The organism is Microbacterium saperdae (genome assembly GCF_006716345.1).
Taxonomy (GTDB): Bacteria; Actinomycetota; Actinomycetes; order Actinomycetales; family Microbacteriaceae; genus Microbacterium; species Microbacterium saperdae.
The window spans coordinates 1,607,902-1,623,272 of record NZ_VFOX01000001.1 but is presented as its reverse complement, the minus strand read 5'-3'; the positions used below and the strand labels follow the sequence as shown (position 1 = coordinate 1,623,272).

The following is a 15,371-nucleotide window of genomic DNA, read 5'->3' as shown; positions in this document are numbered from 1 at the left end:
AGTCATGGCCCGTCGCCGACCTCGCGCAGCGCGCGCCCCGTGGATCACCCGGCGCACCGCCGCTCTCGTGGCGCTGTGCGCGGCGACGGTCGCGCTGTTCGCCACGCTCGTCGCACTGCAGACGACGCTCTCGGGCACTCTCCTTCCGCTCTCGTTCGTCCTCGGCGCCGCCGTCTGCGCCGCTCCCCTGCTCTCGCTCACACGGCCGCGCACGGCGATCGCGATGTTCTGCGCCGCGGCGTTCCTGCTGCCGTTGACGGTCGACTCCTCGCGCGCGGTCTCGGCTCCGTGGCCATGGTCGGTGCCGGCTCTACTGACGTTCGTCCTGTTCGTCGGCGTCGTGACCTTCATCCACGGCGCACGACTCGGAGCCTTCACACTGATCATCGGCCTGATCTCCTCCCTCATCGCGCCCCTGCTGCGTCCCGACATGGTGGCGACCTCCGGCTCCTCCGGCAGCGCGACCGCGGACCTGATCGTGACCGCGTCGGTCGCTGTGGCGATGTATCTCATCGCCACCTTGGCCGCGGGGAGACTCCGGCTCGGCGCCGAGCTGACCCGCGAGCGCGAGCACAGTGCTCTCGAGGAGTCCCGGCGCGCGCTCGTCGAGGAACGCACGCGCATCGCACGCGAGCTGCACGATGTGGTCGCCCACAGCATGTCGGTGATCCAGGTGCAGGCCTCGACCGCGCGCTACCGGCTCCCGGAGATCGGCGAGGTGGCAGCGGCCGAGTTCGACGACATCGCCGCCACGGCGCGCACGTCGCTGGCCGAGATGCGGCGGATGCTCGGCGTGCTGCGCACGGAGGACCAGACCGCGGAGTTGGCGCCGCAGCACGGGATCGATGACATCCCGAGTCTCGTCGACAGCATCCGTCGAGCCGGTGTCGACGTCGGACTGGTCATCGAGGGCGGCCACGCCGCCGCCGGCGCGGATTCCGCGGTGCAGATCGCCGCCTTCCGCATCGTGCAGGAAGCGCTGAGCAATGCGGTCCGCCATTCCCCCGGCGCGCGCGTCACGGTGCGCGTGCACGCCGATTCCGCCTCGATACGCATCCGCGTGCACAACGACGCATCGCTGGAAGCCCCGAGCGACCCGAGCGGGGGCTACGGCCTGCGCGGCATGCGCGAGCGCGCCGAACTCCTCGGAGGCAGCCTTCGTGCGGGGCCGGATCAGGAGGGAGCGTGGACCGTCGATGCCGTCCTTCCGCTGGCATCCGATCCTTCCGGCTCCGTCTCAGATCATCCGGGCGCCGAACCGCGCACCACCGACAGGGAGAACACGTGACGATCAGCGTCCTCATCGCCGATGACCAGGCCATGGTGCGCGCCGGCTTCGCCGCGCTCCTCGACGCCCACGACGGGATCCACGTCGTCGGTCAGGCGGCGAACGGCGCAGAGGCGGTGACGCTCTCCGCGCGCGTCGACCCCGACGTGATCCTGATGGATGTGCGGATGCCGGAGCTGGACGGCATCGAGGCGACTCGGCGCATCCTCGGGCCCTCCTACCCGGCAGCGCACGTGCCGCGGATCCTGATGCTCACGACCTTCGACATCGACGACTACGTGTACGACGCGCTCGCGGCCGGAGCGAGCGGCTTCCTGCTCAAGGATGCGCTGCCGGAGGAGCTCGTGCACGCCGTCCGCGTGGTCGCCGCCGGGGACGCACTCCTGGCCCCCAGCGTCACCCGGCGGATGATCGAGCAGTTCGCGGGCCGTCGCCCGCAGGGGCAGCGCTCCACCACGGCGCTGGCAGACCTCACCGATCGCGAGCGCGAGGTGCTGGTGCTGATCGGGCGCGGCAGGTCCAACACCGAGATCGCCGCCGACCTGTTCATCGCGGAACAGACGGTCAAGACGCACGTCGGCAAGGTACTGGCCAAGCTGCAGCTGCGCGACCGCGTGCACGCGGTCATCCTCGCCTACGACACGGGTCTGGTCGAACCTTCATCCTGACTCCCTCCGCGGTAGGGGGTCGAGACGGCACCGGAGGGTGATGTCTCGACCGGCACCGGCTCCATAGTCTCCGGGGACACCGTTCCTCAGGAGGACTCATGACCATCGCCCCGGCGCCGTTCACCGCCGCTCCGTCACAGCCGCCCCGCGGCCTCCGCGACACCGGCATCGACTTCGTCCGCGTGCTCTGCGTGATCGGTGTGGTGCTGCTGCACGCGATCATGGTCGGCGTCACGGTGACCGATGCGGGTCCGGTGTTCGCCAACGCCAGTGAGGGGTCGGCGTGGATCGCTCCCCTCAGCTGGGTGCTGCAGGTCATGCCGCTGTTCTTCGTGATCGGAGGGTTCTCTGGTCTCATCGCGTACCGCCGAATGCGCGAACGAGGGGGCTCCGCACGATCCTTCGTGGCTGCGCGACTGCATCGGCTGCTGCGTCCTGCGGTGATCACGATCGGCGTGGTGGCGCTCGCCCTCGCGGTGCTCACCGTGCTCGGCATCCCCGCCGATCTGCTGGCCATCGCCGGATTCCGCTACGGCCAGCCGCTGTGGTTCCTCGCGGTCTTCCTGATGTGCCAAGCCCTGCTCCCGGCCCTCGCCGCCGCGCACGAGCGTGCACCTCTCCTCACGATCGGTCTGCTCACGGCGGCTGCGGTCGCCGTCGACGGTCTCCGAGCGATCAGCGGCGTCGACGCGGTAGGTTTCCTGAATCTCGCATTCGTCTGGATGGCGCTCCAACAGCTCGGCTTCTTCCTCGCCGACGGTCGCATCGATGCGCTGTCCCGGCGCACCCGCGCTGCGGCAGGGGCCGTAGCGCTCGGCGTCCTGATCCTCACCTTCGCGACAGGGACCTATTCCCCCGACCTGATCGCGAACATCAACCCGCCGACCGCCGCGCTGCTCCTGGTCGGTGTGGTGCACACCAGCGCACTGTCGCTGACACGTGATCGGCTCGAACAGATCAGTCGACGTCCTGTCGCGGCGGCGTTCACCGCGTTCGTGACCCCTCGGACGATGAGCATCTACCTGTGGCACATGCCGGTGCTGCTGGTGATGGCCGGCGTCACCGCCGTGTTCGCGATGCTCAGCGGCGTCGAGCTGCCTCCGCTCGGCAGCATGGACTGGTGGGCCGCGCGTCCGCTCTGGCTCGCTCTCGCGCTGTCCCTGACGGCGCTCGTCGCCGTGTCCACCTCGCGATTCGAGAGCCTGCCCGCGCCTGCGTGCTCCGCGTCCTCGACTCGCATCACGGCGGCGGTGTTCCTGGCGCTGGTGGGGATCCTCCTGCTTCTCGTGCTCGGCACCTCGGTCGCCACCGCCGCGATCGCACTCGCGCTCGTGATCCCGGCGCTGCGGCTCGCGCAGGCGCGCTCATCGAGCTCGACGCCTCGAACCGCCGTCGTCTGAGCAGACCAGGTCAGCCGATCCCCCGGGCGACCAGTGCGTCGCTCACGTCGTCGGCATGACGCAGCGCGAGGACGAGCAGCGGGATGACCGCGCGGACGCCAGGGCGCACGCCGCGCGCACGGTGCGCATCACGCACATGTTCAGCGAACCCGGCGACGACGGGGATCATGGTTATCGTGAGCGAGAGCGTCATGGCGACCGCATCCGCATCGACCCCGAGCCGCCGCAGGGGCCGGAGCATCCGGTGCAGCGCATCGAGTAGGTCCGCCATGCGCGTCGTCAGCGTGAGCAGGCTCGCGAGAAGCAGGAGAGCGACCACGCGCCCGGTGTTGATCCAGGCGATCAGCGGCGAGAAGAACACCGCGAGAGCCACTCCGAGCACCAGGACGAGCCACCGGATGCGCCACAGCTCGGATCCGAGCACGCGCATGGGGAACCCCGCCACCCGGTAGAGGGCGCTGACGGCGAGCAGCACGACGCCGATGCTCCCCGCCGTCTGAGGCACGAGCGAGAGCAGAAGCGCGGCGACCGTCAGCACGGCCAGCTTGCTGCCGGTGGGTGCGCGGTGCACGACACTGGCGCCCGGACGATAGAGCTGGATCATGCGCACGCCCGGCGGTAGGCGTCGATCACCTCCGCCGGCTCGCCCTGGTGCACCAACCGCCCTGCCTCGAACCGCATCGCGACATCGCACCGAGCGGCGAGGTCGAGGTCGTGCGTCACCAGGACGAGCTGAGCTCGCTGGGACAGGAGCAGATCGCCCACCCGCCGCGCGTTGGCGAGATCGAGCAGGGTCGTCGGCTCATCCGCGACCACGACGGCCGGCTCGGTGATGAGGACGGACGCGAGGGCGAGCATCTGCTTCTGACCACCAGACAGGCTCGACGCCGGTGCGTCCGCGTGCGCGTCCAGCCCATGCTCCGCCAAGGTGGCCACGACCTTGGCGGCCACGTCTGCTCTCGGCTGCCCCCGGAGCGAGAGCGCGAGGTCTTCGGCGGGGGTGGGCATCAGGATCTGCGCATCGGGATCGGTGAACACGAACCCGACCCGCCGACGGACGGCGGAGCGGTCGCGCACCGTGTCGAGTCCGTGCACGCGCACCTGACCGGATGTCGGAGCCGCGAGTCCGTTGAGCAGCCGCGCGAACGTCGACTTCCCCGAACCGTTGGCCCCGATCACCGCGATGCGGCGCGCCGTGAGATCCGCCGAGACGTCGGTCAGGATCGTACGGCCGTCGATCTCGACGCTGACCCGTTCGACCGAGACAGACGTCGCCTCGGTCTCAACCGGCATGCGCCGAGGACTGCGGCGCGAACGACCGCACGCCGAATGCGGGCGGGTACGCACGACGCAGCGCGAGCGTCAGGGCGGTGGCCGCAGCCGCCTTGAGCAGATCACCCGGGAGGAAGGCGAGGCTCGACAACGCGGTCGGACCGAGGTCCACCCCGAGGACGAGGGCCTGCACCGGGATGCCGAACAGGTAGACCACGAGGATTCCGCCGAGCACCGTGCCGAGCGCCGTGCGCCACCAGGTGATCCGTCCACCGTGCACGATCAGGCCGATCACCAGCGCACCGGCCACCCAGCCGACCAGGTAGCCGGCCGTGGGGCCGACGAACACGCCGAGCCCGCCTCGTCCGCCCGCCAGCACCGGAAGCCCGACCGCGGCCAGCGCGAGCACGACCAGCACAGCGAGAGGTCCTCTCCTCGGCCCCAGCACCGCTCCGGCCAGCATCACACCGAGCGTCTGCGCCGTGATCGGCACACCACCGGGGAGCGGCACCGTGACCATTCCGAACACGACGATGAGCGCGGCGAAGACCGCGATACGTCCCAGATCGCGACCGAGGTCGGTGCGGTTCTCTGTCATGGTTCATCCTCTCGAAAAGCTTCCTGAACAGTGTTCACGTGAACGGCGTTCAGTATAGTGAGAGCATGAGCCCCGCGCACAACTCGACACGTCATGACCGCGACGCCGTCGCCCGCGCCGCCCTGGCGCTGCTCGACGAGGTCGGACTGGCCGATCTGTCGATGCGTCGGATCGCCGGACGCCTCGATGTGCAGCCGAGCGCGCTCTACTGGCACTTCGCGAGCAAACAGGCACTCCTGGCCGAACTGGCCGATCGGATCACGGCCGGCATCCCGCACGGCGACGCCTCCGTCTTGGTCACTGCGCGCGGCATCCGCGACGCCCTGTTCGCGTGCCGCGACGGTGCCGAGCTCGTGCTGAGCACCTACGCGCTCCGCCTGGGCTCCTCGTCAGCGCAGAACGCGGTGCACGATGCCCTCGTCGCAGACGGCGCCGACGCGCCGGAGCAGCGCGCCGCGGCGATCATGCACTTCATCCTCGGCCACGCGACCCTCGTGCAGCAGCGCATGCACGCCGACAGCTACGGCGCCGTGCTCCCCGGCGACGAGAGTCCCACGGCAGACGATGTCACCGCCGGCCTCGACCGCGTCTTCGACCTCGGCGTGACCGCGCTCACCGGAACTGTCAGGAGCTCTTCTGTTCCGCTGCGTGACCGAGCCTGAGTCCGGGAACGGCAGCGAGGAACACCAGCACGACACAGAAGGCGAAGACCACGCTGAACGCTCCCACGCCGCCGCCGAGAGTGGCGACGCCGAGACCCGCGATCGCGATCGCGACGGCGGACCCTGTGGCGTCCGAGATCGACAGCGCGGAGGAGTTGAATCCCTGATCGTCCGGGCCCGAGTACGCCAGGGTCAGCACGGTCAGGCGCGGATACAGCAACCCCATGCCCCCGCCGCCGAGCGCCCAACCGAGAATTACGAGCAGGGGCGAGATCCCCCACAGCGACGTGAGCAGCACGCTGACGATCGCCGCGACCAGCAGGCTCAGACTGATCACCGTGATGCGGCGGTTGCCGAGCTGTTCGCCGTAGCGGCCCTGCAGCGCGGAGGCGCCCGCCCACGCGAAAGCGGCGAGCATCAGCGCGATCCCGGCCCAGGTCGCCGTGAAGTCGAACCGCTTCATCAGCAGATACGGGATATAGGCTTCGGCGGCGAAGAAGGCACCTGCGACGAGGCCGCGCATCAACACGACACTGGGAAGGCCGCGCCCCGCACGCAGCGTGGACCTGGGGACGAGCGGAAGCAACGCGACACCGATCACCACGACCGCACCGATCGCGACCGGCCACCCCACAGGCGGCACCATGTCGGCGGAGAACCCGATGAGCACCGCGAACACGGCAACGACGACGGCCAGCAGCAGGCGCATCACCACGGCGCGCCGATCCTGCGGGACGCCATGACCGAGGTCGACTCCGCGCAGGCGTGCGGCGATCGTGAGGAACGCCGCCGCAGTGAGCACCGCGACCCCCAGGAAGGCCCAGCGCCAATCCAGGAACTCGGCGACGGCCCCGGCGAGGAAGGGCCCGATCATCGACGGGACCACCCACGCCGCGGCGAACGCGGCGAACACCCGACCGTGCAGATGGGGTGGATACAGCCGCGCGACGACCACGTACAGCGCGACGGTCTGTCCTCCCGCGCCGAGCCCCTGCACGAGGCGTCCGGCGAGGAACTGGTGCATCGTCACCGCGAAGCCGGAGAGGACGAGACCGATCAGGAACAGCGAGACCGCGGCGTAGAGCGCGCCGCGCGGCCCGCGCGCGTCGGACCAGGCTCCTGCGGCGACCATCCCGATCACGCTGGTGGCCAGCGTCCCGGCGAAGGCGACGGCATACAGCGACTGCCCGTCGAGCGCCTCGCTGACGATCGGCATCACCGTCGTGACCGCCAGCGACTCGATCGCGGCGAGGAAGATGAGGGCGACCGCACCGAGGGTCACCCAGCGGCGCTCGCGGTCCCAGATCGACGCTTCGGCCTGCCCCGCGGTCATCGCGCCACGAGAGCGGAGATGCGTTCGACGGCCTCGGTGATGATCTCCGGGCTGGTGCCGAAGTTCAGGCGCACGTACCCCCTGCCCTCGGCCCCGAAAGCGGGGCCGTAGTGCAGAGCGACCTTCGCCTCACGCAGGATGCGCTTGGCGGGGTTGTCGCCCCAGCCGAGATCTGTCAGGTCGATCCACGCGAGATATCCCGCATCCGGAATCCGGTAGCGCGCGCCCGGAAGGTGCTGCGCCAGGAGGCGCTCCAGCAGCACGCGGTTCTCGTCGAGCGTGTGCAGCAGGCCATCGAGCCACGCATCGCTCTGCTCCGAGAAGGCGGCCACGGCCGCCAGCAGCCCGAACTGTCCGGTGCGCCATTCCACTTCGATCGGAAGGCCACGCACCACGGCGGTGGTCGCATCGTGCGCCGTCACCATGAGGGCGCACTTGAGCCCCGCGAGATTGAACGCCTTGCTGGCGCTGACCACGGCGTAACCCACGCGCTCCGCGGCGTCGTTCACCGACAGGAACGGCGTGAATCCGGTTCCCGGCTGCGCCAGCGGTGCGTGGATCTCGTCCGAGACCACGCTCGCGCCGAACTCGTCGGCGATCTCGGCGAGGGCCGCGAGAGTCGACCGGTCGTGAACGGTACCGGTCGGGTTGTGCGGGTTGCACAGCAGGATCGCGGTCGCCCCGTCTGCGAACGCCGCGCGGATGCCATCCAGGTCGAGCTCCCAGCCTGCTCCCGTGTCGAGAAGGGGGACGCGTTCGACCTCCGCACCCGCTTCCACGACCAGGTCGTAGAACGGCGGGTACACGGGCGGCGTCACCACGACGCGCTCCCCCGGCCGCGTCACGCGGCGCAGGATCTCGACGATGCCCATGCTGACGTCGGCCGTGCTGCGCGTGCGCGCCGAATCCACCTGCCACCCGAGGCGACGCTGTGCGAACGCGGCGTAGGCATCGGCGAGGGGCGTGCGCGAGGCCACATATCCGGTGTCGCCTGTCTCCACCGCGCGCCGGAGCGCCTCGGTGATCGCAGGAGCCAACGGGAAGTCGGTCTCCGCCACGAACAGCGGAAGCACGTCGGCGGGGTACTCCCGCCACTTCTCGCTGGTTCGTTCACGCAGCTCGTCGAGCGGCAGAGCCGTGACGCGCAGCATCCTCAGATCGCGAAGCCGAGCGCGCGCATCATGTCGCGCCCGTCATCGGTGATGCGCTCAGGACCCCACGGCGGCATCCAGACCCAGTTGATCCGGAACCGGTCGACGACGCTGTCCAGCGCCTGCGCGGTCTGGTCCTCGAGCACATCCGTCAGAGGGCAGCCCGCGCTGGTGAGGGTCATGTGGATGACGAGAGCATCGTTCTCGTCATCCCAGGCGAGGTCGTAGATGAGGCCGAGGTCGACGACGTTGATCCCCAGCTCGGGGTCCATCACGTCTTTCAGGGCCTCGGTGACCTCGTCATACTTCTGGTCCGTGAGCGTCGCGGTCATGCGGTCAGCCTACGCCTCGAGAGGGGCTGCGGGGTCGAGGAAACGGTCGTATCCCTCGTCCTCGAGCCGATCGGCGAGCTCCGGGCCGCCCTCTTCCACGATCTTGCCTGCGACGACCACGTGCACGAAGTCGGGGCGGATGTAGCGGAGGATGCGCGTGTAGTGGGTGATCAGCAGCACGCCGAGTCCCGTGGACTCCTTGGCGCGGTTGACACCCTCGGAGACGATCTTCAGCGCGTCGACGTCGAGACCGGAGTCGGTCTCATCGAGAATCGCGAACTTCGGCTTCAGAACCTCGAGCTGCAGGATCTCGTGGCGCTTCTTCTCACCGCCGGAGAACCCCTCGTTGACGTTGCGCTGCGCGAACTTCGGGTCCATGCGCAGGTTCGCCATGGCCGCCTTGACGTCCTTGGTCCACCCGCGGATCGCCGGCGCCTCACCGTCGAGCGCCGTCTTCGCGGTACGCAGGAAGTTCGTGACGGTGACGCCGGGGATCTCGACCGGGTACTGCATCGCCAGGAACAGCCCCGCACGCGCACGCTCGTCGACCGTCATCTCGAGCACGTCTGCGCCGTCGAAGGTGATCGAACCGCTCGTCACGGTGTACTTGGGGTGGCCGGCGATCGTGTACGCGAGCGTCGACTTGCCGGAGCCGTTGGGGCCCATGATCGCGTGCGTCTCACCCGTGTTCATGGTGAGGGTGATTCCGTTGAGGATCGGGGTGGTCCCCGACTCGGTCTCGACCGTCACGTACAGGTCGCGGATCTCGAGAACAGACATTCAGACTTCCTTAATCACGGTCGGGTCGATGAGCACGTCGTCGCCGTCGATCACGACGACGTAGACCGGGACGGGCTCATAAGCGGGGAGGTTCTGGGGCACGCCGGTGATCAGCGAGAACGCGGAGCCGTGGGCCCAGCACTCGACCGTGTCACCTTCGACGAAGCCCTCGGAGAGGGAGATCTCTCCATGCGTGCAGGTGTCGCCGATGGCGTGCACGACGCCATCGCCATCCTTGATGACGGTGATCGCCACTCCGCCCGGGTCGACACGCAGAGGCGTGTCCTGCTCGAGTTCGGAGAGACCGCAGACGCGCTCGGCGGTCATGCATCCACCGCCGCGAGTTCGGTCTCGATCGCGTCGAGCAGCTCCGTCTCCAGAGCCGGGATGCCGAGTCGCTGCACGATGTCGGTGAGGAATCCGAGCACGACGAGGCGACGTGCCTCTTCTTCGCTGATGCCCCTGGCCTGCAGGTAGAACAGCTGCTCGTCGTCGAAACGACCGGTCGCGCTCGCGTGGCCGGCGCCGAGGATGTCGCCCGTCTCGATCTCCAGGTTGGGGATCGAGTCGGCGCGCGCACCTTCGGTGAGCACGAGGTTGCGGTTGGCCTCGTAGGAATCGGTGCCGGTGGCGTTCTGCCCGATGAGGACGTCGCCGATCCAGACGCTGTGCGCGCCCTGTCCCTGCAGCGCTCCCTTGTAGAGCACGTCGCCCTTGGTGCGCGGGCCCTTGTGGTGCAGGTAGACCTGGCTCTCGAGGTGCTGACCGGCATCCGCGTAGGAGAGGCCGTAGAGGTAGCCCTCGGAACCCGCACCCGCGAGCTCGACGTTCGGGTTCACGCGCACGACACCGCCGCCGAAGCTGACCACGAAGTGCTTGAGAGTCGCATCGGCGTCGACACGGGCCTGGTGGGCCGACGTGTGGACCGCGTCATCCTGCCACTGCTGGAGGCTGATCACGGTGAGCTTCGAGCCGGGTCGCGCGATGATCTCGAGGTTCTGCGTGTACTGGACGCTGCCGGTGTGCTGCAGCACCACCGTGGCGACGCTGTGCTCGAGCGCCTCGATCACGATGTGGGCGTCGGCGCGACGGTCGGCGCCGAGTCCCTCGATCGTGAGGAAGACGGGCTCCGCGACCTCTTCTTCGCGAGGGATGCGGATGTGCAGCGCGTCCGTCGCACCCTGCCACGCCACGGCGGCCGTGATGTCCTCGGCGAGGAAGACCTCGCCACGAGGGGCGGTGCCGGCGGCGAGAGGCGCGGCGAAGTACTGCTCCCCCGACTGGATGTCGTAGCGCACACCGTCGTTGGGCTCGGCGACCGCGAACAGCGAGGTGAGCTGCGCGACCGGCGTGTGCTTCCAGTTGACCTCACGCCCGGTGGGCGTGCCAAATTCGGAGGGCTCGAAGGAGTGCGGTCGCTCGGAGCGGGTCTGCACGGGCACGAAGCCTGCGCTGGCCACCTGGGCCGCCGGGTCCACGTGGGCGCTCGTAAGGTGCGACGCCGTCGGCGTCGTCGTCTGGGCCGTCATCTAGCCGACACTTCCATTCATCGTCAGAGGGACGGTCATCCCACACTGCCTTCCATGCCCATTTCGATGAGCTTGTTGAGCTCCATCGCGTACTCCATCGGCAGCTCACGCGCGATCGGCTCGATGAAGCCGCGCACGATCATCGCCATCGCCTCGTCCTCGGGCATGCCGCGGGACTGCAGGTAGAACAGCTGCTCTTCGCTGACCTTCGAGACCGTGGCCTCGTGGCCGAGCTGCACGTCGTCGACACGGATGTCGATCGCCGGATACGTGTCGGAGCGGGACTTGGTGTCCACCAGCAGCGCATCGCAACGCACGGTGTTCGCCGAGTGGTGTGCCGCTGCGTCGACGCGCACCTCGCCGCGGTAACCCGCGCGTCCACCGCCACGGGCGATCGACTTCGAGATGATCGACGACTGCGTGTACGGCGCCATGTGGATCATCTTCGCGCCGGCGTCCTGGTGCTGCCCAGGACCGGCGAAGGCCACCGAGAGGGTCTCGCCCTTGGCGTGCTCCCCCATCAGGTAGATCGACGGGTACTTCATGGTCACCTTGGAGCCGATGTTGCCGTCGACCCACTCCATCGTGGCGCCCTCGTGGGCGACAGCACGCTTGGTGACGAGGTTGTAGACGTTGTTCGACCAGTTCTGGATCGTCGTGTAGCGCACGCGGGCGTTCTTCTTCACGATGATCTCTACGACGGCCGAGTGCAGCGAGTCCGACTTGTAGATCGGGGCCGTGCAGCCCTCGATGTAGTGGACGTAGCTGTCCTCGTCGGCGATGATCAGGGTCCGCTCGAACTGACCCATGTTCTCGGTGTTGATACGGAAGTACGCCTGCAGCGGGATCTCGACGTGCACGCCCTTGGGGACGTAGACGAAGGATCCGCCCGACCAGACGGCCGTGTTCAGCGCGGCGAACTTGTTGTCGCCGGCCGGGATCACGGTGCCGAAGTACTCCTGGAAGATCTCAGGGTGCTCGCGCAGAGCAGTGTCGGTGTCCATGAAGATGACACCCTGCTCCTCCAGGTCCTCACGGATCTGGTGGTAGACGACCTCGGACTCGTACTGAGCAGCCACGCCGGCCACGAGGCGCTGACGCTCGGCCTCGGGGATGCCGAGGCGCTCGTAGGTCTCACGGATCTCCGCAGGAAGGTCTTCCCACGACTGCGCCTGCTTCTCCGTGGAGCGCACGAAGTACTTGATGTTGTCGAAGTCGATCTCGCTGAGATCGGCACCCCACGTGGGCATGGGTTTGCGGCCGAAGAGCTGATAGCCCTTCAGGCGCGTCTTCAGCATCCACTCGGGTTCGTTCTTGAGTGCAGAGATGCCACGGACCACCTCTTCGGAGATCCCTCGCTTCGCGATGGCGCCCGCAGCATCGGCGTCGTGCCACCCGAATTCGTACACCCCCAGGCTTTCCAGCTCTGGGCGGTCGATCAGCACATCCGACATCACACTCTCCTTATCGGGCCTCAACGGTGTCATCCGCCCCGACACACCGGATCCCCCGCCGAATCGGCGGGGAGCGGGTGCCGTAGGTGGCCCTCATCACCAGCGCATCCATCGCGCCTAAACTGTTGACGATGCTTCAGCGCGGTAAGCGCTCATCACAACAATTCGATTCTACAGGTTCCGCCTGGTGGCCGGGCCGTGCTCGCGATGCCACCCGCGGTCCGGAGGACTAATGCCCGAGACGACGATCCCTGCCACGAGCACCGAGGGGCGAGCCATCGAGGCCCCTCGCCCCGCACTGTGGGGGCGTGCGCTCCGCATTCTCGCGTGGCTGTCGTTCCTCAGCGAGACGATCATCATCGGAACCGGCGGCGCCGTGCGCCTCACCGGGTCCGGTCTCGGATGCTCGGACTGGCCGCTCTGCACGCCGGAATCGCTCGTCCCGATCCTCGAGGTCCAGGGCATCCACGGACTCATCGAGTTCGGAAACCGCCTCATGACGGGTGTCGTCGGCATCATCGCCCTCGCCGTCGTGCTGCTGGTACTGCACACCATCAGTGGTCGGCGCTCGCTCATCCGCGCGCTCTGGTTCGCGCTCGGCGGGATCGTCGCCGCCGCCGTCGCCTTCGCGATCGCCGCGCCGCTGCACATCCCGGCCTCCCCGATCGCCCTGGGCGTGCTGCTGCTCGCGGTCATCGCTGCGGCCGTGCACTCGGTGCGCACGACCCCCGCGCGTCGCGACCTGGTCCTGCTCGCCTGGATCACGCTGATCGGCGTGGTGGCGCAGGCCCTCGTCGGCGGCATCACCGTGCTGACCGGCCTGAATCCGTTCATCGTCGGCTTCCACTACACCTCGTCGTTGCTGCTGGTGTGCGTCACCGCCGCCTTCCTGGTGCGGCTGTACGAGGCGCCGGGTCCGCGTGAGCGCGCGGTACCGAAGTGGTTCGCGATCCTCACGCACGTCACCGGCCTCGCTCTCGCCGTGACCATCATCTTCGGCGTCCTCACCACGGGCTCTGGCCCGCACTCGGGCGATGCGGATGTGCTGCGCCACGGCTTCGATGCGACGATCCTCGCGCACGTGCACTCCTGGCCCGGATACATCCTGGCCGCGCTCGTGCTCACCCTCACCGTTTCGGCCTGGGCTCTGCGCCTTCCTCCGCGCCGCTGGCTCCTCGTCCTGGTGCTCGCGATCCTGGTGCAGGTCGGTGTCGGCATCTGGCAGGCCAGGGAAGGGCTGCCGCCGCTCCTGGTCGGCATCCACATGGTGCTCGCCTCACTGTCGGCAGCGACCTACACCGTGGTGGTGCTGCATCTGAAGCGCCGCGTCGTCGCGAAGGACTGACCGGCCGCCGGCCCGGCCCGCGCACAGTCGATCCATAGGCGGCGCATCGCGGACTCATCAGCGCATCGGCGATGGTGGTCGACATGAACAAGTCACTGACACGCAGCATCGGCTTCTGGCTCCTCCTCGTCCTGTCCGCGGCATCTGCCGCCGTGGGCGGGTGGATCATCTCCGGCCAGATCGGCACGATGACGACCACGCTGGCCGACGGCACCGCGACCGGTGTCGAGGTCTATGTCGGCCAGTCGCTGGTCGTCGTGGGCGCCGCGCTGCTCGGCGCCGGCGTGCTGGGCATCCTGCTCGCCGTGGCTCTCACCGCCGTGCGAGCTCTCATCCCGACCGCTGCGCCGGTCGTCGTCGAGCCGATCGACTGGACCGCGGAGGCCGACAGCACGATCGACGAGACCCCCGCCGTGACGACGGACGCACCGGTCATCGACGCGGACTCCGAGCCGGAAGCCGTCGTCGTGGAGCCGGAGACGGCACCCACGCGCTGAGCGCACAGGCTGTAACGCAGAAGGAGGGGCGCCGTGTGACGGCGCCCCTCCTTCTGTGTTGTCCGATCAGGTCAGAACGGCAGCAGCGGGTCGACCGCGACAGCCACGAAGATCAGCGTGAGGTAGGTGATCGACGCGTGGAAGACGCGCATCGGACGCGGCTCGGTGCCGCGGACCGCCTGGTTGTAGAGCCGGTGGGATTCGTAGATGAACCAGCCGCCGAAGACCAGCGCCGAGACCGTGTACACCAGTCCCATGTTCGCGATCGGCACCAGCAGCAGGGAGCAGGCCACCGTGGCCCACGCGTAGAGGATGACCTGCAGACCGACCTGCGAGGCGTTGCGGGTGACACCCAGCATCGGGACGTCGACGTCCTCGTAGTCGTCGCGGTACTTCATCGACAGCGGCCAGTAGTGCGGCGGCGTCCAGAGGAAGATCAGCAGGAAGAGGATGAACGCCGGCCAGTCGAGGGATCCCGTGACCGCGGACCATCCGATGAGGACGGGGAAGCACCCGGCGATCCCGCCCCAGACGATGTTCTGCTCGGTACGACGCTTGAGGATCATCGTGTAGATGACCACGTAGAAGAAGATCGCACCCGCGGAGAGCGCCGCGGTCAACCAGTTGGTCGTGGCCAGCAGCCACACCGTCGAGAGGATGGCGAGAGTCCACGAGAAGATCAGCGCGCCGCGGGGAGTGATCTCACCCGTGACGAGCGGACGGTTCTCGGTGCGGTGCATGTGCGCATCGATGTCGCGATCGAGGTACATGTTGAATGCTGCGGCAGAACCGGCGCTCAGCGAGCCGCCGATGACGGTCGCGAGCACCAACCACATGTCGGGCAGTCCGCCCTGGGCCAGGAACATCACCGGCACGGTCGAAACCAGCAGGAGTTCCAGGACGCGCGGCTTCGTGAGGGCGACGTAGGCCTTCACCGTACGACCGAAGGACTGCGTCCCCACGGTCTGATCAGACATCGTCGAGATCTCGATCGCCTCCTCCACACGCGTCATGACAGCCCTTCCAGTCTAGGGCACCGAGCTCGCCGCTCGAACTCCGCGC

General features: G+C 68.5%; 17 protein-coding genes. 6 read left to right on the top strand and 11 right to left on the bottom strand.

Annotated elements, in window-relative coordinates:
• Positions 1-4 precede the first annotated feature (4 nt).
• The 3 genes from FB560_RS07660 to FB560_RS07650 all read left to right on the top strand — a co-directional run bounded on the left by FB560_RS07660 (position 5) and on the right by FB560_RS07650 (position 3,356).
• Positions 5-1,288, top strand: a complete 1,284-nt coding sequence (locus FB560_RS07660) for a sensor histidine kinase (RefSeq protein WP_141871815.1) — start codon at positions 5-7, stop codon at positions 1,286-1,288.
• Entirely contained in the window at positions 1,285-1,956 is a 672-nt protein-coding gene (locus FB560_RS07655; protein ID WP_141871814.1) for a response regulator, read from the top strand. Before FB560_RS07660 ends, FB560_RS07655 begins: the two co-directional genes overlap by 4 nt.
• A gap of 98 nt (positions 1,957-2,054) precedes the next feature.
• On the top strand, positions 2,055-3,356 hold the full coding sequence (locus FB560_RS07650; protein ID WP_141871813.1) for an acyltransferase family protein: 1,302 nt from the start codon (positions 2,055-2,057) through the stop codon (positions 3,354-3,356).
• A 10-nt stretch (positions 3,357-3,366) separates the two neighbouring features.
• On the opposite strand, the gene FB560_RS07645 is transcribed toward FB560_RS07650, so the two are convergent.
• From FB560_RS07645 to FB560_RS07635, 3 genes are read right to left on the bottom strand one after another with little or no spacing between them, the layout of a single operon-like run.
• On the bottom strand, positions 3,367-3,960 hold the full coding sequence (locus FB560_RS07645; RefSeq protein WP_141871812.1) for an energy-coupling factor transporter transmembrane component T family protein: 594 nt from the start codon (positions 3,958-3,960) through the stop codon (positions 3,367-3,369).
• Positions 3,957-4,649 carry an energy-coupling factor ABC transporter ATP-binding protein gene (locus FB560_RS07640; RefSeq protein WP_141871811.1) on the bottom strand — a complete coding sequence of 231 codons (693 nt, stop codon included), beginning with the start codon at positions 4,647-4,649 and terminating at the stop codon, positions 3,957-3,959. Before FB560_RS07640 ends, FB560_RS07645 begins: the two co-directional genes overlap by 4 nt.
• Positions 4,639-5,226 (bottom strand): biotin transporter BioY, encoded by a 588-nt coding sequence (locus tag FB560_RS07635; protein WP_141871810.1) that lies wholly within the window; start codon positions 5,224-5,226, stop codon positions 4,639-4,641. Before FB560_RS07635 ends, FB560_RS07640 begins: the two co-directional genes overlap by 11 nt.
• Positions 5,227-5,291: 65 nt before the next feature.
• On the opposite strand from FB560_RS07635, the gene FB560_RS07630 reads away from it, so the two are divergent.
• Entirely contained in the window at positions 5,292-5,888 is a 597-nt protein-coding gene (locus FB560_RS07630; RefSeq protein WP_141871809.1) for a TetR/AcrR family transcriptional regulator, read from the top strand.
• Here FB560_RS07630 and FB560_RS07625 read toward each other — a convergent pair.
• From FB560_RS07625 to sufB, 7 genes are read right to left on the bottom strand one after another with little or no spacing between them, the layout of a single operon-like run.
• Complete coding sequence (locus FB560_RS07625; protein ID WP_141871808.1) at positions 5,851-7,221, bottom strand: MFS transporter; 1,371 nt, start codon at positions 7,219-7,221, stop codon at positions 5,851-5,853. The two genes, FB560_RS07630 and FB560_RS07625, sit on opposite strands and share 38 nt — an antisense overlap.
• Positions 7,218-8,372 carry a MalY/PatB family protein gene (locus tag FB560_RS07620; protein WP_188895190.1) on the bottom strand — a complete coding sequence of 385 codons (1,155 nt, stop codon included), beginning with the start codon at positions 8,370-8,372 and terminating at the stop codon, positions 7,218-7,220. The genes FB560_RS07625 and FB560_RS07620 overlap by 4 nt, the downstream gene beginning before the upstream one ends.
• A gap of 2 nt (positions 8,373-8,374) precedes the next feature.
• A complete protein-coding gene (locus FB560_RS07615) occupies positions 8,375-8,704 on the bottom strand; it encodes a metal-sulfur cluster assembly factor (protein ID WP_141871806.1) in 330 nt (109 codons plus the stop codon).
• A gap of 9 nt (positions 8,705-8,713) precedes the next feature.
• Positions 8,714-9,484, bottom strand: coding sequence for a Fe-S cluster assembly ATPase SufC (gene sufC / locus FB560_RS07610; protein ID WP_141871805.1), 771 nt, complete (start codon positions 9,482-9,484; stop codon positions 8,714-8,716).
• Complete coding sequence (locus tag FB560_RS07605; RefSeq protein ID WP_141871804.1) at positions 9,485-9,811, bottom strand: Rieske 2Fe-2S domain-containing protein; 327 nt, start codon at positions 9,809-9,811, stop codon at positions 9,485-9,487.
• Positions 9,808-11,013: a Fe-S cluster assembly protein SufD gene (gene sufD, locus FB560_RS07600; protein WP_141871803.1), complete on the bottom strand. Its 1,206-nt coding sequence runs from the start codon at positions 11,011-11,013 to the stop codon at positions 9,808-9,810. The genes FB560_RS07605 and sufD overlap by 4 nt, the downstream gene beginning before the upstream one ends.
• A 35-nt stretch (positions 11,014-11,048) precedes the next feature.
• Complete coding sequence (gene sufB / locus FB560_RS07595) at positions 11,049-12,467, bottom strand: Fe-S cluster assembly protein SufB (RefSeq protein ID WP_141871802.1); 1,419 nt, start codon at positions 12,465-12,467, stop codon at positions 11,049-11,051.
• Between the two features lie 232 nt (positions 12,468-12,699).
• Between sufB and FB560_RS07590 the strand changes: the two genes are divergently transcribed.
• Both FB560_RS07590 and FB560_RS07585 read left to right on the top strand, forming a co-directional pair.
• Entirely contained in the window at positions 12,700-13,812 is a 1,113-nt protein-coding gene (locus tag FB560_RS07590; protein ID WP_141871801.1) for a COX15/CtaA family protein, read from the top strand.
• An 83-nt stretch (positions 13,813-13,895) separates the two neighbouring features.
• Positions 13,896-14,309 (top strand): hypothetical protein, encoded by a 414-nt coding sequence (locus FB560_RS07585; protein WP_229673185.1) that lies wholly within the window; start codon positions 13,896-13,898, stop codon positions 14,307-14,309.
• A 71-nt stretch (positions 14,310-14,380) separates the two neighbouring features.
• Here FB560_RS07585 and FB560_RS07580 read toward each other — a convergent pair whose 3' ends face one another.
• Positions 14,381-15,286 carry a heme o synthase gene (locus tag FB560_RS07580; protein ID WP_141873164.1) on the bottom strand — a complete coding sequence of 302 codons (906 nt, stop codon included), beginning with the start codon at positions 15,284-15,286 and terminating at the stop codon, positions 14,381-14,383.
• Positions 15,287-15,371 lie beyond the last annotated feature (85 nt).